Source organism: Streptomyces mutabilis (assembly GCF_014649815.1).
GTDB lineage: Bacteria > Actinomycetota > Actinomycetes > Streptomycetales > Streptomycetaceae > Streptomyces > Streptomyces mutabilis.
This window is the reverse complement of the sequence record NZ_BMTT01000014.1, coordinates 70303-93757: the sequence shown is the minus strand read 5'-3', so window position 1 is coordinate 93757 and position 23455 is coordinate 70303. Positions and strand designations below refer to the sequence as shown.

The following is a 23455-nucleotide window of genomic DNA, read 5'->3' as shown; positions in this document are numbered from 1 at the left end:
CGCTGCCCGAGCGCGTCATCCGAGCCGGGGAGAGACGGTGGACAAGCCCGAGGTCGTTTTGGGGGTCAGCGGCGGGATCGCCGCGTACAAAGCCTGTGAGCTGCTGCGCAGGCTCACGGAGTCGGGGCACGAGGTCCGTGTCGTCCCCACCGCCTCCGCACTGCACTTCGTCGGCGCCGCCACCTGGTCCGCCCTGTCAGGCAAGCCGGTGTCGACCGAGGTGTGGGACGACGTCCATCAGGTCCCGCACGTGCGCATCGGCCAGCACGCCGACCTCGTCGTCGTCGCCCCGGCCACCGCCGACATGCTGGCCAAGGCCGCCCACGGCCTCGCCGACGACCTCCTCACCAACACCCTGCTCACGGCTCGCTGCCCGGTCGTCTTCGCCCCCGCCATGCACACCGAGATGTGGGAGCACCCGGCCACCCAGGAGAACGTGGCGACGCTCCGCCGCCGGGGCGCGGTCGTGATCGAGCCGGCCGTCGGCCGCCTCACCGGCGTCGACACCGGCAAGGGCCGACTGCCCGACCCGGGGGAGATCTTCGAGGTCTGCCGCAGGGTGCTCGCCCGCGGCGTGCGCGAGCCCGACCTCGCCGGCCGGCACGTCGTGGTCAGCGCCGGCGGCACCCGGGAGCCCCTCGACCCGGTTCGCTTCCTCGGCAACCGCTCCTCCGGAAAGCAGGGCTACGCCCTGGCCCGCAGCGCCGCCGCGCGGGGTGCCCGGGTCACCCTCGTCTCGGCGAACGCGTCGCTCCCGGACCCGGCCGGCGTGAACGTCGTCCCTGTCGGCACCGCCGTGGAGCTGCGGGAGGCCGTGCTGCGCGCCGCGGCGGACGCCGACGCCATCGTCATGGCCGCGGCGGTCGCGGACTTCCGCCCGGCGACATACGCCGTCGGGAAGATCAAGAAGAAGGACGACCAGGAGCCCGCGCCGATCACCCTGGTGCGTAATCCGGACATCCTCGCGGAGATCGCCGGCGACCGCGCGCGTTCCGGGCAGGTGATCGTGGGCTTCGCCGCCGAGACCGACGACGTTCTCGCCAACGGCCGCGCCAAGCTGAAGCGCAAGGGCTGTGACCTGCTCGTGGTGAACGAGGTGGGGGAGCGCAAGACCTTCGGTTCCGAGGAGAACGAGGCGGTCGTCCTCGGTGCCGACGGCAGCGAGACCCCGGTGGCGCACGGTCCGAAGGAAGCGCTGGCCGAAACCGTGTGGGACCTCGTGGCGGAACGGCTCGGCTGAATGACTCATTCACTCCACGGCCCCCGTCGTCCCCGCGCATTCCGGCGTGGCGACCCTGGCCAAGGGCGCTCCGTTCTGGGCAGAATGCCCGTGCCGCAGGTCACAGCCCTTCCGACAGCCGAGACGGGTGGGCCCGTGGCGGAGTGCGACCGATAAACTGTTCTCGGACGTCGCCGGGTGCAGCTCCCCGTGCCGTCCACCAATGATCAGCCAGCAGCCGCTGCAACCCCAGGGAGCGTTGTGTCCCGTCGCCTGTTCACCTCGGAGTCCGTGACCGAAGGTCACCCCGACAAGATCGCTGACCAGATCAGCGACACCATTCTCGACGCGCTTCTGCGTGAGGACCCGACCTCCCGGGTCGCCGTCGAAACCCTGATCACCACCGGACTGGTGCACGTGGCCGGCGAGGTCACCACCAAGGCCTACGCGGACATCGCCAACCTGGTCCGCGGCAAGATCCTGGAGATCGGCTACGACTCCTCGAAGAAGGGTTTCGACGGCGCCTCCTGCGGCGTCTCCGTCTCGATCGGCGCGCAGTCCCCGGACATCGCCCAGGGTGTCGACACGGCGTACGAGAACCGGGTCGAGGGCGACGAGGACGAGCTGGACCGCCAGGGCGCCGGCGACCAGGGCCTGATGTTCGGCTACGCGTCCGACGAGACGCCCACGCTGATGCCGCTCCCGGTCTTCCTGGCGCACCGCCTGTCCAAGCGCCTGTCCGAGGTCCGCAAGAACGGGACCATCCCCTACCTGCGCCCGGACGGCAAGACGCAGGTCACCATCGAGTACGACGGCGACAAGGCCGTCCGGCTCGACACGGTCGTCGTCTCCTCGCAGCACGCCAGTGACATCGACCTGGAGTCGCTGCTCGCGCCCGACATCAAGGAATTCGTCGTCGAGCCGGAGCTCAAGGCGCTGCTGGACGACGGCATCAAGCTCGACACGGAGAACTACCGCCTCCTGGTCAACCCGACCGGCCGCTTCGAGATCGGCGGCCCGATGGGCGACGCCGGTCTGACCGGCCGGAAGATCATCATCGACACCTACGGCGGCATGGCCCGCCACGGCGGCGGCGCCTTCTCCGGCAAGGACCCGTCCAAGGTCGACCGCTCCGCCGCGTACGCGATGCGCTGGGTGGCGAAGAACGTCGTCGCCGCGGGCCTCGCCGCCCGCTGCGAGGTCCAGGTCGCCTACGCGATCGGCAAGGCCGAGCCGGTCGGTCTCTTCGTGGAGACCTTCGGCACCGCCAAGATCGACGCCGAGAAGATCGAGAAGGCGATCGACGAGGTCTTCGACCTCCGCCCGGCCGCCATCATCCGCGACCTCGACCTGCTCCGCCCGATCTACGCCCAGACCGCGGCCTACGGTCACTTCGGCCGTGAGCTGCCCGACTTCACCTGGGAGCGCACCGACCGCGTGGAGGCGCTGCGGCAGGCGGCGGGGCTGTAGCACCCCGGGCGCCACCGCCGTCCCCGCCGGACGGCACGTCGACGAGGCCCGGTGATCCCGATGGGGACGCCGGGTCTCGGCGCGTCCGCAGACCCGCGCCGCACATCGTTCGCGCGGCCCCGACGCGCCCCTCTACTGCTGATCACCCTCCCGGTGCGCAGGCCGCGGGTGCTTTCGATGGAGCGCGCCTCGTCGCGCGCGGTCAAATGGGGAGCACGTGACCGCTGCCACCTCGATTTCGGGAGGACGACACGACGCGTCCGGTGCGGAAACGACGGGTACTCCGGGGCGCTGAGCCCCCGCGGGTTCGCATGCCGTCGCCGGTCGGCCGAGGCCGGCCGGCGTGGCCGAGTGCTCCAGGGCGCAGTCGGACCGGGGCCGGTGAGACGGTGGTAAGTCGGGCGCCGTCGGTTGTCAGTGGTATTTGGTAAGAATGCAGGCGTGAGCAGCGAGAACGAAGCGACGGGCGGTGGCGCGGGGGACGCGCCGCCCGAGCAGCTCGCGCTCATCCGGGAGAGTGTGCGCCGGGCGAAGGCGCCTCGGGCCAAGCCGCGGACCTGGCGCGGAGCGGCCCTCGCCAAGGAGTTGCCCGTCGCCCGGGTGCTCGTCGACAAGGGCGTGCTCCACCTCGACCGGTACTTCGACTACGCCGTGCCCGAGGAGCTCGACGCCGACGCCCAGCCCGGCGTGCGGGTGCGGGTGCGGTTCGGGGCGGGCCGGCACCGGGTGCGGGACGGGCGGCGCGAGGGCGGGGGACTGGTCGACGGGTTCCTCATCGAGCGGCTCGCCGAGTCCGACTACTCAGGCCCCCTGGCCGCGTTGGCCCAGGTCGTCTCGCCCGAGCCGGTGCTCGACGGGGAGCTGCTGGGACTCGCGCGGGGGGTCGCGGACCGTTACGCGGGCAGCCTCGCCGACGTCCTGCAGCTCGCCGTACCGCCGCGCAGCGCGCGCGCCGAGAAGCGGACGTCACCCGATCCGCTGCCCCCGCCACCGGTGCCGGATCCGGGGTCCTGGGCGCGGTACGAACAAGGGGCGGCGTTCGTGGCTGCCCTCGCCTCGGGGGGCGCGCCGCGCGCGGTGTGGAACGCGTTGCCCGGCCCGCAGTGGGCCGAAGAGCTGGCGCGGGCCGTCGCGGCGACGTTGGCCTCCGGACGGGGCGCGCTCGTCGTCCTGCCCGACGGACGGGCGGTCGCCCGCGCAGACACCGCGCTGACCACCGTGCTCGGCGAGGGACGGCACGCGGTGCTCACCGCCGACGCGGGGCCCGAGAAGCGGTACGCGCAGTGGCTCGCGGTGCGCAGGGGGTCCGTACGGGCCGTGGTCGGAACCCGGGCCGCCATGTTCGCGCCGGTGCGGGACCTCGGGCTGGTCGCCCTCTGGGACGACGGCGACGACAGCCACAGCGAGCCGCACGCCCCGCAGCCGCACGCGCGCGAGGTGCTGCTGCTGCGCGCCGCCCAGGACCGGTGCGCCTTCCTGCTGGGCGGCTGGAGCTGCACCGTGGAGGCCGCCCAGCTCGTGGAGACCGGCTGGGCCCGGCCGCTGGTCGCCGCACGCGAGCAGGTGCGGGCCGCGGCCCCGCTGGTACGGACCGTGGGGGACCAGGACCTGGCCCGGGACGAGGCCGCACGGGCCGCGCGGCTGCCGACCCTCGCCTGGCAGGCCGTCAGGGACGGGCTGCGGCGCGGCCCGGTGCTCGTGCAGGTGCCCCGGCGGGGCTACGTGCCGCGGATGGCGTGCGCTTCGTGTCGGACGCCCGCGCGGTGCCGGCACTGCTCGGGGCCGCTGGAGGGCCAGGAGTCCGGGCCCGCTCTGCGGTGCGGATGGTGCGGGCGCGAGGAGGGCGCCTGGCACTGCCCGGAGTGCGGGGCCTTCCGGCTGCGCGCACAGGTCGTCGGGGCCCGGCGCACCGCCGAGGAACTGGGGCGGGCCTTCCCGGCCGTGCCCGTGCGCACCTCCGGGCGCGAGCAGGTGCTGGACACCGTGTCCGAGGCTCCCGCGCTGGTCGTGAGCACGCCGGGCGCCGAACCCGTCGCCGAGGGCGGATACGCGGCGGCCCTGCTGCTCGACGGCTGGGCGATGCTCGGGCGGCCCGACCTCCACGCCGGCGAGGACGCGCTGCGGCGCTGGCTGGCCGCCGCCGCGCTGGTGCGTCCGCAGAGCGCCGGGGGCACCGTTGTCGCGGTCGCCGAGCCGACGCTGCGGCCGGTGCAGGCGCTGGTGCGCTGGGATCCCGTCGGTCACGCGCTGCGGGAGCTGGCCGAGCGGGCCGAGCTCGGCTTCCCGCCGGTCTCCAGGATGGCGGCCGTGGCGGGGCCGGCTCAGGCGGTGGCCGACTTCCTGGGCGCCGTCGAACTGCCGCGCGAGGCCGAGGTGCTCGGTCCCGTGCCACTTCCGGTCACGGCCGCGGGGCGTCCGCGCCGGGCGGGCGCGCCGCCGCCGGGCGAACGCTGGGAGCGGGCGCTGGTCCGGGTGCCGCCGGGGCGAGGGGCGGCGCTTGCCGGTGCGCTGAAGGCCGCGCAGGCGGCGCGGATGGCGCGGGGGAGCGACGCGGCGGTGTGGGTGCGGATCGATCCGCCCGACATCGGGTGAGGCGTGAGCATGCCGGGGGGGGAGTGGTGTGTGCTGTGGTGAGGAGCGTGCGTGCAGTGGCCCTCCGGTTCCCGAGGAGGAGGGAGACGGAGGGCCGGTGAGCCGTGGCGGCCCCGTCGGTGCGGCTCAGCCGTTGCGCGGGCCGGGGAAGGCCGTGGGCCGGACGTCGTCGCGCAGGGCCGGGCTGCCCGCCGTCGGCTGGGTCGGCATCGAACGGGCCGCGGGGACGGCGGGCACGGCGGGCAGCACCGAGCCCACGGTGACCGGGCGGGTGCCCGCCGGCTCCGGCGCGTGCTCGGTGGTCTCGGCGGCGGGCGCCGTCTGGGCGGCGGCGCGGCGGGAGCCGTAGCGGCGGTGAACGGCCTGCTTGGTGACGCCGAGCGCGGAGCCCACCGCGTCCCACGAGAAGCCGAGCGAACGGTCGAAGTCCACGGCGGCCGTGACCAGGGTCTCGACGCTGTCCCGGAGCTCCTGGGCGAGACGGACCGTCGGGGCGGGGGCGCGCCCGTAGACGACGAAGCCCGTGGAGGGGCCGGAGCGCCGCGGGCGGTAGACGTTGCCCAGCTGGGCGGTGAGGGTGCGCAGTGCGTCCACCTGCCGGCGGACCCGCTCGATGTCCCGCACCAGCAAGTGCAGGCTGGCCCGAGCCTGGGCGTCGTGGGTTGCGTGGTCGGCCATGAACAAGCCTCTCGAACCGGCGTTGAAAGGAATCGGGCCGCGCGGGCGGCCCGGTGGTCAACTCTTCCTTGACCAACGCGTGGGCGCTCCGCTGGTCACGGGGTGGGGCGTGGTGGCATATGCGTGCGCCCGGTTTCGGGAGGTGCGCGCCTCGGCCTTCGGCCGTCGGCGGGTTCTCCCCCGCCCGCGCACCACCGTCTCCTGTCGGCCGAGAGGCTGGGGTCTGCCGCGGGGGTGCGCCACCGTCGGCGGCTTTCCTGCCGGTGCGGGCTCGTAGACTGGTGCGCTGGCCGCTGTCCGCCCCTGCCCGAGAGGCCCGTCCCACCCATGAAGCTCGTCTTCGCCGGCACCCCCGAGGTCGCCGTTCCCGCCCTGGACGCCCTGATCGCCTCCGGGCGCCACGAGGTGGCCGCCGTCGTCACGCGGCCGGACGCTCCGGCCGGGCGCGGTCGTCGGCTGGTCGCCTCTCCCGTGGCCGAACGGGCCGAGGAGGCCGGGATCGAGGTGCTCAAGCCCGCCAAGCCGCGCGAGCCGGAGTTCCTGGAGCGGCTGCGGGAGATCGCGCCCGACTGCTGCCCCGTCGTGGCCTACGGGGCGCTGCTGCCCCGCGTCGCCCTCGACGTGCCCGCCCGCGGCTGGGTCAACCTGCACTTCTCGCTGCTGCCCGCCTGGCGCGGGGCCGCGCCCGTGCAGCACGCGCTGATGGCGGGCGACGAGATCACCGGGGCGTCCACCTTCCTGATCGAGGAGGGCCTGGACTCCGGCCCCGTCTACGGCACGGTCACCGAGACCGTCCGCCCCACCGACACCAGCGGCGACCTGCTGACCCGGCTCGCCTTCGCGGGCGCGGGGCTCCTGGCGGCCACCATGGACGGCATCGAGGACGGCAGCCTGAAGGCGGTGCCGCAGCCGTCCGAGGGCGTCACTCTCGCCCCGAAGATCACCGTCGAGGACGCCCGGGTCGACTGGTCGGCCCCGGCGCTGCGAGTGGACCGGGTGGTGCGCGGCTGCACCCCGGCCCCCGGCGCGTGGACCACCTTCCGGGGCGAGCGGCTCAAGCTCGTCCAGGCCGTGCCGGTCCCCGACCGCGCGGACCTTGCCCCCGGGCAGCTCGCCGTCGGCAAGAACGACGTGTACGTCGGCACCGGCTCGCACGCCGTCGAGCTGCTGTGGGTGCAGGCCCAGGGCAAGAAGCCGATGCGCGCCGCCGACTGGGCGCGCGGGGTGCGGATCGCCGAGGGCGAGCAGCTCGGCGGCTGACCTGCGCCTCCGCATCACCGCTCACCGGCCGGGCGTACGCTGGTGAGCGCACTTCACCCCACATCCGGAGCACCTTTTTCGTGAGCGAGCAGCCCCGCCGTCCCCGCAAGCCGTACCGCAGGCCCCAGAAGGACCCCGTCCGCATCCTCGCCTTCGAGGCGCTCAGGGCCGTGGACGAGCGGGACGCGTACGCCAACCTCGTGCTGCCGCCCCTGCTGCGCAAGGCCCGCGAGAAGGGGGACTTCGACGCGCGGGACGCGGCGCTCGCCACCGAGCTGGTGTACGGGACGCTGCGCAGGCAGGGGACGTACGACGCGATCGTCGCCGACTGCGTCGACCGGCCGCTGCGGGAGGTCGACCCGCCGGTGCTGGACGTGCTCGGCCTCGGCGTGCACCAGCTGCTCGGGACGCGTATCCCGAGCCATGCCGCCGTGTCCGCCACCGTCGAGCTGGCGAGGGTCGTGCTCGGCGACGGGCGGGCCAAGTTCGTCAACGCCGTGCTGCGCAAGGTCGCGCGGGACGACCTCGACGGGTGGCTGGAGCGGGTGGCCCCGCCCTACGACGACGACCCCGAGGACCACCTCGCCGTCGTGCACTCGCACCCCCGCTGGGTCGTCTCGGCGCTGTGGGACTCGCTCGGCGGCGGCCGGGCCGGCATGGAGGAACTGCTGGCCGCGGACAACGAGCGCCCCGAGGTCACCCTGGTCGCCCGCCCCGGCCGGGCCACCCGCGACGAGCTGCTCGCCGAGGAGGCCGCCGTGCCGGGCCGCTGGTCCCCGTACGCCGTGCGCCTGAGCGAGGGCGGCGAGCCCGGCGCCGTCGACGCGGTACGCGAGAACCGGGCCGGCGTCCAGGACGAGGGCAGCCAGCTCGTCGCCCTGGCCCTGGCCAACGCGCCCCTGGACGGCCCGGACCGGCGCTGGCTGGACGGGTGCGCCGGGCCCGGCGGGAAGGCCGCGCTTCTCGGTGCTCTGGCCGCTGAACGCGGTGCCTTCCTGCTCGCCTCCGAGAAGCAGCCGCACCGCGCCGGGCTGGTGGCCAAGGCCCTGGACGGCAACCCGGGGCCGTACCAGGTGATCACCGCCGACGGCACGCGCCCGGCATGGCGCCCCGGCAGCTTCGACCGCGTCCTGGTCGACGTGCCGTGCACCGGCCTCGGTGCCCTGCGCCGCCGCCCCGAGGCCCGCTGGCGCCGCCGCCCGCAGGACCTGGACGGATTCGCTCCGCTCCAGCGGGCCCTGCTGCGCAGCGCCCTCGAGGCCGTCCGGGTCGGCGGCGTCGTCGCCTACGCGACCTGCTCGCCGCACCTCGCCGAGACCCGCGCGGTCGTCGCCGACGGACTCAAGCAGTTCCCCGACACCGACCTCATCGACGCCCGTCCCCTCCTCCCCGACGTCCCCGACCTGGGCGAGGGCCCCGACATCCAACTCTGGCCCCACCTCCACGGCACCGACGCGATGTACCTCGCCCTGATCCGCCGCACCGCGTAGACGCGGGCCGACGCAGGCGCCGGTAGGGGTGCGGGGAAACCGCGCGCCCAGGGTCCACGCATCCGCACCCGACGACCAACCCCACCCCCCCCGGGACCGATGCCGCCCACCCCCGGACGGCATGGCAGTCTTGGGGGCATGGCCGCGCAGATCAACCCCAGCATCCTGTCCGCCGACTTCGCCCGCCTCGCGGACGAGGCCAAGGCGGTCCAGGGAGCCGACTGGCTCCACGTCGACGTCATGGACAACCACTTCGTCCCCAACCTCACCCTCGGCGTGCCGGTGGTGGAGTCGCTGGCCCGGGCGACGGACACCCCGCTGGACTGCCACCTGATGATCGAGGCCCCCGACCGCTGGGCCCCCCAGTACGTGGAGGCCGGCGCCGGCTCCGTCACCTTCCACGTCGAGGCGGCCACCGCCCCCGTGCGGCTCGCCCGCGAAATCCGTGCCAAGGGGGCCCGCGCCTCCATGGCGCTGCGCCCGGCGACGCCGATCGAGCCGTACGAGGATCTGCTCCCCGAGCTCGACATGCTGCTGATCATGACGGTTGAACCGGGCTTCGGCGGGCAGGCGTTCCTCGACATCATGCTGCCGAAGATCCGCCGCACCCGTGAGCTGATCAAGAAGCACGGCCTGGAGCTCTGGCTCCAGGTCGACGGCGGAGTGTCGGCATCGACGATCGAGCGGTGCGCCGACGCCGGCGCCGACGTCTTCGTCGCGGGTTCCGCCGTGTACGGGGCGTCCGACCCGGCCGAGGCGGTACGTGCACTGCGCAACCGGGCCGACGCGGCCACCGCCGAGGCGTCCTGGGCGTGCGACCACTGAGGAACAGAACGTGAACGGCTCCCATCAGGGCTGATCAAGCGCGCCGAATCTGCAAGGATGAACGGCGAATCCAGAGTGTGAACAGCAGTGAGGAGAACGCCGTGTCGGGTATGTCGGCGGGCCGTTCAGCCATGCGGATGGGACCCGCTGAGCTGGTCCAGGCGGCGGCCATGGCCCGCCGCTTCTACCTCGAGGGCAAGTCCAAGATCCAGATCGCCGAGGAGTTCGGCGTCAGCCGCTTCAAGGTGGCCCGGGTCCTGGAGACCGCCCTCGAGCGAGACCTAGTACGAATCGAGATCCGGGTACCTGCCGAACTGGACGCCGAACGCTCGGACGCCCTACGGGCGCGCTACGGCCTCAAGCACGCTGTGGTCGTGGAGTCCCCGGCCGACGCCGAGGAGACACCCGACCCGGAGAACCTGGGCGAGGTGGCCGCCGACCTGCTCGGCGAGCTGGTCAACGAGGGCGACGTGCTGGGCCTGGCCTGGGGCCGGTCCACGATCCACATGGCGGCTGCGCTCGACCGGCTGCCGCCGTGCACGGTGGTGCAGCTGACGGGCGTCTACGACGCCGGGACCGCCGAGCGCGGCTCGGTCGAGGCCGTCCGCCGCGCCGCCCAGGTGTCGGGCGGCGACGCCCACCCCATCTACGCGCCGATGCTGCTGCCGGACGCGGCCACCGCGGAGGCGCTGCGCCACCAGACCGGCATCGCCCGCGCCTTCGAGTACTTCGACAAGGTCACCGTCGCCTGCGTCTCCATCGGCTCCTGGGAGCCGGGCATCTCGACGGTGCACGACATGCTCAGCGACGAGGAGCGCGCGCACTACGCCTCGCTCGGTGTCGCCGCCGAGATGTCCGCGCACCTCTTCGACGCCGAGGGGCGCCGGGTCGGACGGGACCTGGGGGAGCGGTGCATCACGGTCAAGGCCGATCAGCTCCGCCGTATCCCCGAGGTAGTGGCGATCGCGGGCGGCCAGCGCAAGGCGGCGGCGATCGACGCGGTGCTGCGTTCCGGGCTGGTCACCAGCCTGGTGACGGACACATCGGCCGCCGACTACCTGATGACGGCCGGCCCGGCGCCGAAGTCGACGCTCAACCGGGCCGACCCCGACGGCGCCTGACGGGCATTCAAGAGAGAGGGGCAGGACGATGGCCGAGGACCCCGCAGGGCGGCTCGTGGTCACGCTGGACCTCGACGGGGTCACGGACAAGGCGGGCCTGATGGACCGCTGCGCCCGTGACCTGGCGCTGCCCGACTGGTTCGGGCGGAACTGGGACGCGCTCGCCGACTCCCTCGCCGACCCGTCCGTCTGGCCCGAGGGCGCGCAGGACCGGGGGCTGGTCCTCGTCGTCCGGGGCTGGCGGGCGTACGCCGAGGAGCGGCCGGACGAGTGGGCCGTCGCCGAGGAGGTCTTCGCCGAGGCGACGGACCGGGGCCCGGGGCTCTTCGTGACCCTCGGCCCTGGAGGATCCTCCAGGGAGGCCGCTGACCAGCCTGGATGATCTGCCCGGGGATTATCGGCCACCGGTCATGGGAGAATGAAGTACGTGCTCTTTCCCCCTGGCTGACCTGTCCGGGGGCCACCTCTGATCGACTGGGATGTGCAGCACGTGCGTTTCCTCAATGACATCCAGCCCTCGTACGACTTGACGTACGACGACGTCTTCATGGTGCCGAGCCGCAGCGCCGTCGGCTCCCGGCAGGGCGTGGACCTCGGTTCCCCGGACGGCACGGGCACCACCATCCCGCTGGTCGTCGCCAACATGACCGCCATCGCCGGACGCCGCATGGCCGAGACGGTGGCCCGGCGCGGCGGCCTCGTGGTCATCCCGCAGGACATCCCGATCGAGGTCGTCACCGAGGTCGTCTCCTGGGTGAAGAGCCGCCACCTCGTCCTGGACACCCCCATCGTGCTGGCCCCGCACCAGACCGTCGCCGACGCGCTGTCCCTGCTGCCCAAGCGGGCGCACAACGCCGGTGTCGTCGTCGACGAGGACCACAAGCCGATCGGCGTGGTCACCGACACCGACCTGACCGGCGTGGACCGCTTCACGCAGCTCGAAGAGGTCATGTCCAAGGACCTGATCCTGATCGACGCGGACATGGACCCGCGCGAGGCCTTCAACACCCTCGACGCCGCCAACCGCCGCTACGCGCCCGCCGTGGACGGGGACGGCCGCCTGGCCGGGATCCTCACCCGCAAGGGCGCCCTGCGCGCCACCCTCTACACCCCGGCCGTCGACGCGAACGGCAAGCTCCGCATCGCCGCCGCCGTCGGCATCAACGGTGACGTGGCGGGCAAGGCCCGGCAGCTGCTGGACGCGGGTGTGGACACCCTCGTCATCGACACCGCGCACGGCCACCAGGAGTCGATGATCAGCGCCGTCAAGCTGGTACGCGACCTCGACCCGCGGGTCCCGATCGTCGCCGGCAACATCGTCTCCACCGAGGGCGTGCGTGATTTGATCGAGGCCGGCGCCGACATCATCAAGGTCGGCGTGGGCCCCGGCGCCATGTGCACCACCCGCATGATGACCGGCGTCGGCCGGCCGCAGTTCTCCGCCGTCCTGGAGTGCGCCGCCGAGGCCAAGAAGTACGGCAAGCACGTGTGGGCCGACGGCGGCATCCGCCACCCACGTGACGTGGCGATGGCCCTCGCGGCCGGCGCGTCCAACGTGATGGTCGGCTCCTGGTTCGCCGGCACCTACGAGTCCCCGGGCGACCTCCAGCACGACGCCGACGGCCGTGCCTACAAGGAGTCCTTCGGCATGGCCTCCGCCCGTGCGGTGCGCAACCGCACCTCCGAGGAGTCAGCGTACGACCGGTCCCGCAAGGCGCTGTTCGAGGAGGGGATCTCCACCTCCCGCATGTTCCTCGACCCGACCCGGCCCGGCGTCGAGGACCTGATCGACTCGATCATCGCGGGCGTCCGCTCCTCCTGCACCTACGCCGGTGCCGCCTCCCTGGAGGAGTTCGCCGAGAAGGCCATCGTCGGCATCCAGAGCGCCGCCGGCTACGCCGAGGGCAAGCCGCTGCACGCCAGCTGGAGCTGACCGCGCCCACCCGCTCCGCACGGCCCCCGTTCCTCCCGTCCGCGGGAAGGGACGGGGGCCGTTCCTCCGCTCGGCAGCGGAACGAAACGGCGGCTGAACGGGCCCGGTCGACCGTCTGTGACCAGGCCCGATCCGTCATCCGCCGGGCCCGCGCGCAACGCTCCGCACCCTCCGCGCAACGAACGTCCGTCCCGCCCCGGTGAACGCAACGATCGTGCGGAGATGCGCAAGGTTGCTGCATTACCGGCGCGGCGCCCCCCTCGTAGTGTTCTGCGCTGTACGTGGCGTGGCGGGGACCCCGCTCGGTGGGTCTCCGTGCTTCACGGGTGCCCGCCGCGTTCCCGCCGCTCCAGAGCCCGCCGCGAGCCCGTCGGCTCACACCGACGGGCCCGACCGGCAGCGACAAAGGAGTCAACGCGTGCTCGACCAAGGCGCACCCCCGCACCACGACACATCGGCCGGCCCCGCGTCCCCGGGCCTGGCCGCGCGCCTCATGCGCCGCAAGCCCGTGGAGACGCTGGTCGCCGAGGGCGGCCAGGGCGAGGGCGGCACGCTGCGCCGCTCCCTCGGCCTGTGGCAGCTCACGATGATCAGCATCGGCGCCACCCTCGGCACCGGCATCTTCGTCGTCCTCGGCGAGGCCGTCCCCAAGGCCGGCCCGGCCGTCACGCTCTCCTTCGTCATCGCCGGCCTCACCGCGCTCTTCTCGGCTCTGTCCTACGCCGAACTGGCCAGCACCATCCCGGTCTCCGGTTCCTCCTACTCGTACGCCTACGCCACGATGGGCGAGCTGGTCGCCTGGGTCTGCGGCTGGTGCCTGATCCTGGAGTACGGCGTGTCCGTCGCCGCCGTCGCCGTCGGCTGGGGCGAGTACCTCAACGAACTCCTCGACGGCACCATCGGCGTGACCATCCCGGCCGCGCTGTCCGCCCCGCCCGGTGACGGCGGCGTCTTCAACCTGCCCGCGCTGATCGTCGTGCTCCTCGCCATGACCTTCCTGCTGGGCGGTGCCCGCGAGTCCGCCCGCGCCAACACGGTCATGGTCGTCGTGAAGATCGCCGCGCTGGTGCTGTTCTGCGCGGTCGGCGTGCAGGGCTTCCGCTCCGGCAACTACGAGAACTTCATGCCCCTCGGCATGGCAGGCGTCAGCGCGGCCGGCGCCACGCTCTTCTTCTCGTACATCGGCTTCGACGCCGCCTCCACCGCCGGTGAGGAGGCCAAGAACGCCCAGCGCGACTTGCCCCGCGCGATCATGCTCTCCCTGGTCATCGTGACGGTGCTGTACGTCCTCGTCGCCGCCGTCGCCGTCGGCGCCCGCCCCTGGCGTACCTTCACCGACTCCGAGGCCTCCCTCGCCCAGATCATGAGCGACGTCACCGGCCGGGACTTCTGGGGCACCCTGCTCGCGTTCTGCGCGGTCGTCGCCATCGCCAGCGTCGTCCTGACCGTGCTCTACGGCCAGACCCGCGTCCTGTTCGCCATGTCCCGCGACGGACTCGTGCCGAAGGTGTTCTCCCGCGTCCACCCGAAGACCGGCGCACCCCGCGCCAACACGCTGATCGTCTCCCTCTTCTGCGGCGTCCTGGCCGCCGCCATCCCGCTCGGGCAGCTCGCCGACGCCACCAGCATCGGCACCCTCTTCGCCTTCGCCCTGGTCAACGTGGCCGTCGTGCTGCTGCGCCGGACCCGCCCCGACATGCGCCGCACCTTCCGGGTGCCGCTGTCGCCGGTCCTGCCGGCGCTGGGCTTCGCCTTCTGCGTCTGGATGATGGGCAGCCTGTCCACCGTCACCTGGGTCGTGTTCGGTGTCTGGATGGCGGTCGGGCTCGTGTTCTACTTCGTGTACGGCCAACGCCGTTCCCGGCTGGCCACGCCGGACACCGTGACACCAGAAGCGAAGTGAACCACCCGCAGTGCTGAACGATCTCGACGAACGCATCGTGCACGCCCTCGCCGAGGACGCCCGCCGCTCCTACGCGGACATCGGCCAGTCGGTCGGCCTGTCCGCGCCCGCCGTGAAACGGCGCGTGGACCGGCTTCGCGCCACCGGGGCCATCACCGGATTCACCGTACGGGTCGACCCCGCCGCGCTCGGCTGGGAGACCGAGGGGTTCGTCGAGATCTTCTGCCGCCGCAACACCTCGCCGGAGACCATCCAGCGGGGCCTGGAGCGCTACCAGGAGGTCGTGGCCGCGTCCACCGTCACCGGGGACGCGGACGCGGTCGCCCAGGTCTTCGCCTCCGACATGCGGCACTTCGAACGGGTCCTGGAGCGGATCGCCGGGGAGCCGTTCGTCGAGCGGACCAAGTCCGTGCTGGTCCTGTCGCCGCTGCTGCGGCGCTACTCGTCGGGATCGCCCACGTAATCGCGGGACCGGAGCCGGGTCGCCCGACTACCATCGGTGCCATGACCTGGCGACATTGATCCCACCGTCGCGCCTCCTCCCGAGGGCCGCCCCGGACGCCGTACCCCCGGTGTCCGATCCGCCCCCTCGGGAAGGCCTCATGACTCTCACACCCGAGCGTGCCCCCAAGACCGCCGGTACCCGGCGGATGACGCGCACGCTGTACGCCTCCGCGTTCTGCGACGAGTTCGTCCTGCTCTACCCGGTGTACGCGCTGCTGTTCAGCGACACCGGTCTGTCCGTCTGGCAGATGTCGTCCCTGTTCGCCCTGTGGTCGCTGACCGGCGTCCTGCTGGAGGTGCCCTCCGGCGCCTGGGCCGACGCGTTCTCCCGGCGACTGCTGCTGGTGCTCGGCCCGCTGCTGAGCGCCGCCGGCTTCGCCCTGTGGGTCCTCGTGCCCTCCTACGGCGCCTTCGCGGTCGGCTTCGTGCTGTGGGGCGCCGGCGGCGCGCTCGGTTCGGGCGCGCTGGAGGCACTGGTCCACGACGAGCTGGACCGGGCCGGCGCCGCCGACCGGTACGCCCGGGTCATGGGCCGGGCAAGGGCGGTCGGAATCACCGCCACGATGGCCGCCATGGGTCTGGCCGGCCCCGTTTTCGCCTGGGGCGGGTACGACGCGGTGGGCGCGGCGAGTGTCCTGGTCTGCCTGGCCGGGGCGGCCGTGGCGACCCGGTTCCCCGAACACCGCGCACCGTCCGTGGCCGGCGACCGCTGGACCATGATCCTGCGGGCCGGGCTCACCGAGGCCCGCACCGACCGCTCCGTGCGGGGCGCGCTGCTGCTGGTACCGGCCGTGACCGCGGTGTGGGGAGCGCTCGACGAGTACACCCCGCTGCTGGCGGCCGACACCGGCGTGGCGCAGGAGACCGTCCCCTGGCTGCTGCTGGTGATCTGGGCCGGCGCCACGGCGGGGGGCCTGCTGGCGGGCGCCGCCGAACGCCTGACCACGAACGGGTTCGCCGCCCTGCTCGCCGGCTCCGCGGTCGCCCTGGCGGCGGGCGCCGCAGCGGGCACCGCGCCCGCGCTGGTGCTCGTCGCCCTGGCCTTCGGCGGGTTCCAGCTGGCGACCGTGCTGGCCGACGCCCGCCTCCAGCGGCGTATCGATGACACCGGGCGGGCCACACTGACCTCGGTCGCGGGCCTCGGTACCGAGCTGGGCACCCTCGCCACCTACGGCGCCTACGCCGCGACGGCCACGGTCACGGGGCACGGCACCGCGTTCGCCTGGTCCGCGGTGCCGTACCTGCTGACGGCGGTGCTGCTGGCCGCCGCCGCCCGGACTACAGCCGCGGCTTCCAGGGCACGACCTCGAAGTCGCCGGTCCCCTTCTTGACCTTCTCGAAGGGCGCCGACGACACGCACCGGGGCAGCTCCCCGACCTCGGCGGGGCTGCCCGTCGCAGCCCAGCTGTAACCGAGCCGGTCGTGGCGCCCGAGGTCGTGAACCGTGATGCCGACCCGCTTGCCCTTCGCGCCGGGCAGGTCGGAGTCGGTGATGACGCCGGAGACGACGGCCACGTCACCGCCGGTCAGGAGACAGTCGACGTCGGCCTCGGCCCGGGCGCCCTTGCCGTTCAGGTAGTGGCTGAACTCGAAGGTCCCGGTGGCCTCGAGGGGGTCGTCGTGGTGCTCGGCCGCCAGATGGGCGTCGAAGGTGAAGGTGATGTCGTCCCCGGCCGACCGGTACAGCTCGGCCGTGCCGGTAAGCGCGGCGGCCTGTCTCGGGGGCTGTTCCCCGTGGGGGCCGGAGGCGACGGCCGCGCCGGGGGTGACGGCGGCGAGCAGCAGGGCGACACCGAGCGAGACGGTTGTCGTACGGCGTTTCATGGAGGTCCTCTCCCAAGGATCGAAGCCGGTGAACCGAACGGTCACCACTGTCCCGGCCCCGCGCCCGCGCCACATCGCGCCGAGGGCGGGGAGAGCCCTCCGCCGCGCGGCGGGGGAGGACGGAAGCGTCTGGTTCTCGGGGAGGACGGGGGCACGCAACGAATCACCGCGGGACGCCGGACGCACGCAACGATCCGCTCACCGGCGCGCAACGGCTCCTTCTTGTTTGGTTGAGTCCGCCGACCGTACGGTCTATCTGGCCCCCGACCCCCTTCCCTCCGGTGAGGAACACCCATGCGCACCGCCCTGCTCCAGAGCTCCGGACGGCCCGGATCCGTCGCCGAGAACCTCAAGGTCCTCGACGAGGCCGCCGCCCGTGCCGCGGCCGGTGGTGCGGGACTGCTCGTGACCTCGGAGCTGTTCCTGACCGGGTACGCGATCGGCGACGACATCGCCGCCCTCGCCGAGCCGGCCGACGGCGACTCGGCCGACGCCGTCGCGGAGATCGCCGGGCGCCACGGTCTGGCCGTCGCCTACGGCTACCCCGAGCGGGACGGCGAGCGCGTCTTCAACTCCGTCCAGCTCGTCGCCGCCGACGGCACCCGCCTGGCGAACTACCGCAAGACCCACCTCTTCGGCTGCTTCGAGCGCGACCACTTCACCCCCGGCGAGCAGCCCGTCGTCCAGGCCGAGCTGAACGGCCTCACCGTCGGCCTGATGATCTGCTACGACGTCGAGTTCCCGGAGAACGTCCGCGCCCACGCCCTGGCCGGCACCGACCTGCTGCTGGTCCCCACCGCGCAGATGCACCCGTTCCAGTTCGTCGCCGAGTCCGTCGTGCCGGTGCGGGCCTTCGAGAACCAGATGTACGTCGCGTACGTCAACCGCGTCGGACCGGAGGGCGAGTTCGAGTTCGTCGGGCTCTCCGTGCTCGCCGGGCCCGACGGCACGTCCCGCGCCCGCGCCGGGCGCGCCGAGGAGCTGGTCCTCGCCGACGCCGACCCGGCCGTCCTCGCCGCCTCCCGCGAGGCCAACCCGTATCTGGAGGACCGTGTCCCCGGCCTGTACGGCTCTCTGGCCCGCAACCTCTGAACACTTCAGCCGCCCCCCGCTTCACCGTGCAAGGAGTCCGTACCCCATGACGTCCACCGTGCCCAACGCGATCGAGCACGCAGACGAGCAGCAGCCGCCGATCACCATGTTCGGGCCGGACTTCCCGTACGCGTACGACGACTTCCTCGCCCACCCCGCCGGTCTGGGCCAGATACCGGCGACCGAGCACGGTACCGAGGTCGCGGTCATCGGTGGCGGCCTGTCAGGCATCGTCGCCGCCTACGAACTGATGAAGATGGGCCTCAAGCCCGTCGTCTACGAGGCCGACAAGATCGGCGGCCGGCTGCGGACCGTCGGCTTCGACGGCTGCGACGAGTCCCTGACCGCCGAGATGGGCGCGATGCGCTTCCCGCCCTCCTCAACCGCCCTCCAGCACTACATCGACCTGGTCGGCCTGGAGACCCGCCCCTTCCCCAACCCGCTCTCCGAGGCCACGCCCTCCACCGTCGTCGACCTCAAGGGCGAGTCGCACTACGCCGAGACGCTCGACGACCTGCCGCAGGTCTACCGGGACGTCGCCGACGCCTGGGCGAAGTGCCTGGAGGAAGGTGCCGACTTCTCCGACATGAACCGCGCCCTGCGCGAGCGAGACGTCCCGCGCATCCGCGAGATCTGGGCGAAGCTGGTCGAGAAGCTCGACAACCAGACCTTCTACGGCTTCCTCTGCGACTCCGAGGCCTTCAAGTCCTTCCGGCACCGCGAGATCTTCGGCCAGGTCGGCTTCGGTACCGGTGGCTGGGACACCGACTTCCCCAACTCCATCCTGGAGATCCTCCGCGTCGTCTACACCGAGGCCGACGACCACCACCGCGGCATCGTCGGCGGTTCCCAGCAGCTGCCGCTCCGGCTCTGGGAACGCGAGCCGGAGAAGATCGTCCACTGGCCGTACGGCACCTCGCTGAAGTCCCTGCACACGGACGGCGAGACGCGCCCGGCGGTGACCCGCCTGAACCGCACGGCCGGCAACCGGATCACCGTCACCGACGCCGACGGCGACATCCGCACGTACCGGGCGGCGATCTTCACCGCCCAGTCCTGGATGCTGCTCTCCAAGATCGCCTGCGACGACTCGCTCTTCCCGATCGACCACTGGACCGCGATCGAGCGCACCCACTACATGGAGAGCTCCAAGCTCTTCGTCCCCGTGGACCGCCCCTTCTGGCTCGACAAGGACGAGGAGACCGGCCGGGACGTCATGTCGATGACGCTCACCGACCGCATGACCCGCGGCACCTACCTCCTGGACGACGGCCCCGACAAGCCCGCCGTCATCTGCCTCTCCTACACCTGGTGCGACGACAGCCTGAAGTGGCTGCCGCTGTCCGCGAACGAGCGGATGGAGGTCATGCTGAAGTCGCTCGGCGAGATCTACCCGAAGGTCGACATCAGGAAGCACATCATCGGCAACCCGGTGACCGTCTCCTGGGAGAACGAGCCCTACTTCATGGGCGCGTTCAAGGCCAACCTCCCCGGCCACTACCGCTATCAGCGGCGCCTGTTCACCCACTTCATCCAGGAGGAGCTGCCCGAGGACAAGCGGGGCATCTTCCTCGCCGGCGACGACATCTCCTGGACGGCCGGCTGGGCCGAGGGAGCCGTCCAGACGGCGCTCAACGCGGTCTGGGGCGTCATGCACCACTTCGGCGGACAGACCGACGCGACCAACCCCGGCCCGGGCGACGTGTACGCCGAGATCGCGCCGGTCGAACTGCCGGAGGACTAGAGCCTGTCTCCTTGACCGGTGAGTGACGTGCGCTGGGGCTGGTCACGCAGCGGTCACCTCGGTGTTTGGCCGACCTGGGCCGAGCGCGTCATGCGCCGCTGCGGCCTTGTCCCGTCGGTCCGTGTCCACCGTCAGGTCGGCTGTGGTGCCTGGCCGAGGAGATCGCCCACTCGGTCAGTGCCGTCTTCAGGTTGGACGGCGGCGAGAGATGGTCCGGGCGTGCGCGCCGGGGAACGGCCGGATCAGTCCGGCAGCGGGGTGAGCAGCATGCGGCCGGCGAAGCCCACCGCCGCGTCCAGCCGCTCGGTGAACTCCCCGGCGACATCCGGCAGTCGGTCCAGCGCCCACAGAGCGCGGGCCGCCGCCCAGGTGGCGTCGCGGGCGCGCTCCAGGCTCCAGGAGCCGAGCAGATGGGTCAGCGGGTCGGCGATCTGGAGGAGGTCGGGACCCGGCATCAGTTCTTCGCGGACGCGCTCCTCCAGCGACACGAGGAGATCGCCCACCCGGTCGAACTCGTCCTCCAGGTCGACGGGTTCGCAGCCGAGCGTACGACAGGTGTCCACCACGGCCAGCGCGAGATCGTGGCCGATGTGCGCGTTGATGCCCGACAGCGCGAACTGCAACGGTCGTACACCGGGGTGGCGGCGGAACTGGAACAGGGGACGCCAGCAGGCGGGCGGCCGACGCCCGTTCTCCAGTGCGTCGACGGCGGCCAGATAGCGTTCCGCGAACCGCACGTCCAGCGCGATCGCCGAGCGGGCGTCCGGGAAACGGCCGCCGTCGATGTGCCGGTCCACCGCCTCGGTGACGGTCAGGTAGACGCGGTTGAAGACCGCCACGCCGTCCCGCGGAGGCAGCGTCGTGTCGAGGGCGCGCATCCGGGTCAGGACCGTGTCCACCGTCGGGGCGGCCGTCGGGAGTTGCTCGCAGTGCGCCATGGCGGCAGGTTCGCAGCTTTAGGCTGACGGGAGTGCCGGCGGGCCCGACGCTTCCCCAGAACGGGGGAACGCGCCCGCCGTGCGGGGGAGGGGGAAGCCGTAGTGTCAGGCCTTCGTGCCCGGCGCCTGGCCGCTCGCAGGGCCGAGCGCAGGCGTGCCGCCCGACGTGGAGCGATGGTCGCGGCGGCGTCCGTCGTCGTCGCGGTCGGCACCGCGACCGGCTTGCTGACCGCGTTCGGCGACGACGACGGCGGCGGCGATGACGAGGCCCGACCGCAGGTGACCCGGCCGGCTCGGCTGCAGTCCCTGCCCCTGGTGCCGTCCCCGTCCCCGTCGGTGAAGCCGTCGGTTCCCGCCTCGCCCCCGCCCTCGGCCCCCGTGAAGAAGGCGAGCCCCGAGCCGTCGCCGAAGAGGACCGCCGAGAAGACGCCCCGGGCGGCCCCGGCCGCCACCCGGCTCTACCGGCACCCGCAGTCGCAGATCCTCTCCTGGATCCGGGCCCACCCCGACGACCCGCGCCAGGACGTCATCCGCTCGCGGATAGCCGACCACCCGGCCGCCGTGTGGTTCGCCGATTACACGCCCTCGACCATCACCTCACGGGTCCGGGCCGTGGCGTCGGGCGGCGCCGCCGAGGGACGGGTGCCCGTGCTCGTGCCGTACGCGATACCCGACCGAGACTGCGGCGGCCACTCCCAGGGCGGCGCGCCCGGCCTCGACGCCTACGACGACTGGATCGACCTCTTCGCCGCGGGGCTCGGCTCCGGCGAGGTCGTCGTCATCCTGGAGCCCGACTCGGTGGCCCAGGTCGATTGCCTCCCCGCCGGAGAGCGCGCCGACCGCTTCGCCTCCCTGGCCCGCGCCGGACGCGTGCTCAAGGAGGCGAACCCCAAGGCCCGCGTGTACCACGACGCGGGCCACTCCGGCTGGCACGCGCCCGCCAAGCAGGCGGGCTGGCTGAGAGAGGCCGGCGCCGCCTCGCCCGCCTCCTCCGACGGCATCTTCAGCAACGTCTCCAACTTCCACACCACCGCCGACGAGATCGCCTACGACCGCGCGGTCCTCGACGCCCTCGGCGGTCCGGCGAGCCTCGGCGCCGTCATCGACACCAGCCGCAACGGCAACGGCGCCCCGGCCGACGGCGAGTGGTGCGACCCGGCCGGCCGCAAGATCGGCAGCACTCCGACCCTGAGCACCGGCATGGGGCGCATCGACGCCTACCTGTGGGTGAAGCTGCCGGGGGAGTCGGACGGCTGCAAGGGCAAGCCGGGCACCTTCACGCCGTCCTACGCCTACGACTTGGCGCGCTGAGACCCGTCGCCGTCCCCGGACTGCGCGTCCCGCGAGGCAGCCCCGGTCTTCTCGTCGTACGACGACGTGCCCTCGTCGAGCAGCGGCTGCTGCGTCTTGAGGTGGGCCGGGGCGAAGGCGCGCAGCGCGTGGTAGCCGGTGATGACCACGAGGGTGCCGAGCGCGATGCCGCTGAGCGAGAAGTTGTCGGTGATCTCCATGCTGACGTTGCCGACGCCGATGATGATGCCCGCGGCGGCCGGTACCAGGTTCAGCGGGTTGCGCAGGTCCACCTTGGCGTTGATCCAGATCTGCGCGCCCAGCAGGCCGATCATGCCGTAGAGGATGACGGTGATGCCGCCCAGCACACCGCCGGGGATGGCGGCGACGACCGCGCCGAACTTCGGGCAGACACCGAAGAGGAGGGCGAAACCGGCCGCCGCCCAGTACGCGGCCGTCGAGTAGACGCGGGTCGCCGCCATCACTCCGATGTTCTCGGAGTACGTGGTGTTGGGCGGGCCGCCGACCGCGGTCGACAGCATGGAGCCGACGCCGTCCGCGGAGATCGCCGTGCCGAGCTTGTCGTCGAGCGGGTCCCCGGTCATCTCGCCGACCGCCTTGACGTGACCGGCGTTCTCGGCGACCAGTGCGATGACGACCGGCAGGGCGACCAGGATCGCCGACCACTCGAAACTCGGTCCGTGGAAGGACGGCAGCCCGATCCAGTCGGCCTGCCCCACGGCCGAGAAGTCCAGCCGCCAGTGGTCGGTCAGCTTGCCGCTGCCGTCCACCGAGTGGATCTTGCCGAAGATCCGGTCCAGGGTCCAGGAAAGGACGTACCCGAAGACCAGTCCCAGGAAGATCGCGATCCGGGACCAGAAGCCCCGCAGGCAGACCACGGCCAGACCGGTGAACAGCATCACCAGCAGGGCCGTCCACTGGTCCTGCGGCCAGTAGGTGGAGGCGGTGACCGGGGCCAGGTTGAAGCCGATCAGCATCACCACCGCGCCGGTGACGATCGGCGGCATCGCGGCGTGGATGATCCGCGCCCCGAACCGCTGAACGGCGAGCCCCACCAGGAACAGCGCGGCGCCGACGACCAGGACCGCGCCGGTCACCGTGGCGCTCGTACCGCCCTGGGCCCGGATCACCGCGGCGACGCCGACGAAGGAGAGGGAGCAGCCGAGGTAGCTGGGGACCCGGCCGCGGGTGGCGAGCAGGAAGATGGCCGTCGCCACGCCCGACATCATGATCGCGAGGTTGGGGTCCAGGCCCATCAGGACCGGAGCCACGAAGGACGCCCCGAACATGGCCACCACGTGCTGGGCGCCGAGCCCGACCGTGCGGGGCCACGAGAGCCGTTCGTCGGGGCGGACCACCGCTCCGGGGGCGGGGACCTTCCCGTCCCCGTGCAGCTTCCAGCGCACGCCGAGGTCCATGGAGGTTTCGCTTTCTGTACGTGATGACTGTCCGGACCATTGTCAGGGGTGCGGCACGTGCGGCTGACCTGCACCCTTCCCCGACGGGCATGCTGAGCGTCCGCTTAGGATGGTGGTGATCGTCCGTACGCCT

Annotated in this window: 19 protein-coding genes; 15 read left to right on the top strand and 4 right to left on the bottom strand. The window is 72.8% G+C overall.

Features of this window, described 5'->3' with window-relative positions; genetic code table 11:
* The first annotated feature begins 37 nt into the window (after positions 1 to 37).
* From coaBC to IE142_RS25505, 3 genes are all read left to right on the top strand, one after another.
* On the top strand, positions 38 to 1240 hold the full coding sequence (coaBC, locus tag IE142_RS25515) for a bifunctional phosphopantothenoylcysteine decarboxylase/phosphopantothenate--cysteine ligase CoaBC (RefSeq protein ID WP_191887926.1): 1203 nt from the start codon (positions 38 to 40) through the stop codon (positions 1238 to 1240).
* 240 nt (positions 1241 to 1480) lie between these two features.
* On the top strand, positions 1481 to 2689 hold the full coding sequence (metK, locus tag IE142_RS25510) for a methionine adenosyltransferase (RefSeq protein ID WP_043375162.1): 1209 nt from the start codon (positions 1481 to 1483) through the stop codon (positions 2687 to 2689).
* A 441-nt stretch (positions 2690 to 3130) separates the two neighbouring features.
* Positions 3131 to 5281, top strand: a complete 2151-nt coding sequence (locus tag IE142_RS25505; protein ID WP_191887925.1) for a primosomal protein N' — start codon at positions 3131 to 3133, stop codon at positions 5279 to 5281.
* Positions 5282 to 5407: 126 nt separating this feature from the next.
* Here the strand turns inward: IE142_RS25505 and IE142_RS25500 are convergent, their stop codons facing one another.
* Positions 5408 to 5959, bottom strand: coding sequence for a hypothetical protein (locus IE142_RS25500; protein WP_191887924.1), 552 nt, complete (start codon positions 5957 to 5959; stop codon positions 5408 to 5410).
* A 327-nt stretch (positions 5960 to 6286) separates the two neighbouring features.
* Between IE142_RS25500 and fmt the strand changes: the two genes are divergently transcribed.
* From fmt to IE142_RS25455, 9 genes are all read left to right on the top strand, one after another.
* Positions 6287 to 7219: a methionyl-tRNA formyltransferase gene (gene fmt / locus IE142_RS25495; RefSeq protein WP_191887923.1), complete on the top strand. Its 933-nt coding sequence runs from the start codon at positions 6287 to 6289 to the stop codon at positions 7217 to 7219.
* 80 nt (positions 7220 to 7299) lie between these two features.
* Complete coding sequence (locus IE142_RS25490) at positions 7300 to 8709, top strand: RsmB/NOP family class I SAM-dependent RNA methyltransferase (RefSeq protein WP_191887922.1); 1410 nt, start codon at positions 7300 to 7302, stop codon at positions 8707 to 8709.
* A 138-nt stretch (positions 8710 to 8847) separates the two neighbouring features.
* Positions 8848 to 9534, top strand: coding sequence for a ribulose-phosphate 3-epimerase (gene rpe, locus IE142_RS25485; protein ID WP_191887921.1), 687 nt, complete (start codon positions 8848 to 8850; stop codon positions 9532 to 9534).
* A gap of 77 nt (positions 9535 to 9611) precedes the next feature.
* A complete protein-coding gene (locus IE142_RS25480; RefSeq protein ID WP_191887920.1) occupies positions 9612 to 10655 on the top strand; it encodes a sugar-binding transcriptional regulator in 1044 nt (347 codons plus the stop codon).
* Positions 10656 to 10683: 28 nt separating this feature from the next.
* Positions 10684 to 11037 carry a barstar family protein gene (locus IE142_RS25475; protein WP_191887919.1) on the top strand — a complete coding sequence of 118 codons (354 nt, stop codon included), beginning with the start codon at positions 10684 to 10686 and terminating at the stop codon, positions 11035 to 11037.
* A gap of 108 nt (positions 11038 to 11145) precedes the next feature.
* Complete coding sequence (locus IE142_RS25470) at positions 11146 to 12588, top strand: GuaB1 family IMP dehydrogenase-related protein (protein ID WP_191887918.1); 1443 nt, start codon at positions 11146 to 11148, stop codon at positions 12586 to 12588.
* A gap of 418 nt (positions 12589 to 13006) precedes the next feature.
* The gene (locus IE142_RS25465; protein ID WP_191887917.1) at positions 13007 to 14491 is read left to right on the top strand and encodes an amino acid permease; all 1485 of its coding nucleotides are present in this window, start codon (positions 13007 to 13009) and stop codon (positions 14489 to 14491) included.
* Positions 14492 to 14501: 10 nt separating this feature from the next.
* A complete protein-coding gene (locus tag IE142_RS25460) occupies positions 14502 to 14954 on the top strand; it encodes an Lrp/AsnC family transcriptional regulator (protein ID WP_043375183.1) in 453 nt (150 codons plus the stop codon).
* A 139-nt stretch (positions 14955 to 15093) separates the two neighbouring features.
* Positions 15094 to 16326 (top strand): MFS transporter, encoded by a 1233-nt coding sequence (locus tag IE142_RS25455; protein ID WP_191887916.1) that lies wholly within the window; start codon positions 15094 to 15096, stop codon positions 16324 to 16326.
* Here IE142_RS25455 and IE142_RS25450 read toward each other — a convergent pair.
* On the bottom strand, positions 16274 to 16819 hold the full coding sequence (locus tag IE142_RS25450) for a Repetin (RefSeq protein WP_191887915.1): 546 nt from the start codon (positions 16817 to 16819) through the stop codon (positions 16274 to 16276). The two genes, IE142_RS25455 and IE142_RS25450, sit on opposite strands and share 53 nt — an antisense overlap.
* A gap of 294 nt (positions 16820 to 17113) precedes the next feature.
* Between IE142_RS25450 and IE142_RS25445 the strand changes: the two genes are divergently transcribed.
* Together IE142_RS25445 and IE142_RS25440 are read left to right on the top strand one after the other, a co-directional pair.
* Positions 17114 to 17911 carry a carbon-nitrogen hydrolase family protein gene (locus IE142_RS25445; RefSeq protein WP_191887914.1) on the top strand — a complete coding sequence of 266 codons (798 nt, stop codon included), beginning with the start codon at positions 17114 to 17116 and terminating at the stop codon, positions 17909 to 17911.
* Positions 17912 to 17957: 46 nt separating this feature from the next.
* The gene (locus IE142_RS25440) at positions 17958 to 19655 is read left to right on the top strand and encodes a flavin monoamine oxidase family protein (protein WP_191887913.1); all 1698 of its coding nucleotides are present in this window, start codon (positions 17958 to 17960) and stop codon (positions 19653 to 19655) included.
* Between the two features lie 242 nt (positions 19656 to 19897).
* Here the strand turns inward: IE142_RS25440 and IE142_RS25435 are convergent, their stop codons facing one another.
* Positions 19898 to 20593, bottom strand: a complete 696-nt coding sequence (locus IE142_RS25435) for a DUF5995 family protein (RefSeq protein ID WP_191887912.1) — start codon at positions 20591 to 20593, stop codon at positions 19898 to 19900.
* Between the two features lie 174 nt (positions 20594 to 20767).
* Here IE142_RS25435 and IE142_RS25430 point away from each other — a divergent pair, with 174 nt between their 5' ends.
* Entirely contained in the window at positions 20768 to 21904 is a 1137-nt protein-coding gene (locus IE142_RS25430; RefSeq protein ID WP_191887977.1) for a glycoside hydrolase family 6 protein, read from the top strand.
* Here IE142_RS25430 and IE142_RS25425 read toward each other — a convergent pair.
* The gene (locus tag IE142_RS25425) at positions 21886 to 23322 is read right to left on the bottom strand and encodes a uracil-xanthine permease family protein (RefSeq protein ID WP_191887911.1); all 1437 of its coding nucleotides are present in this window, start codon (positions 23320 to 23322) and stop codon (positions 21886 to 21888) included. The two genes, IE142_RS25430 and IE142_RS25425, sit on opposite strands and share 19 nt — an antisense overlap.
* Positions 23323 to 23455: the final 133 nt, after the last annotated feature.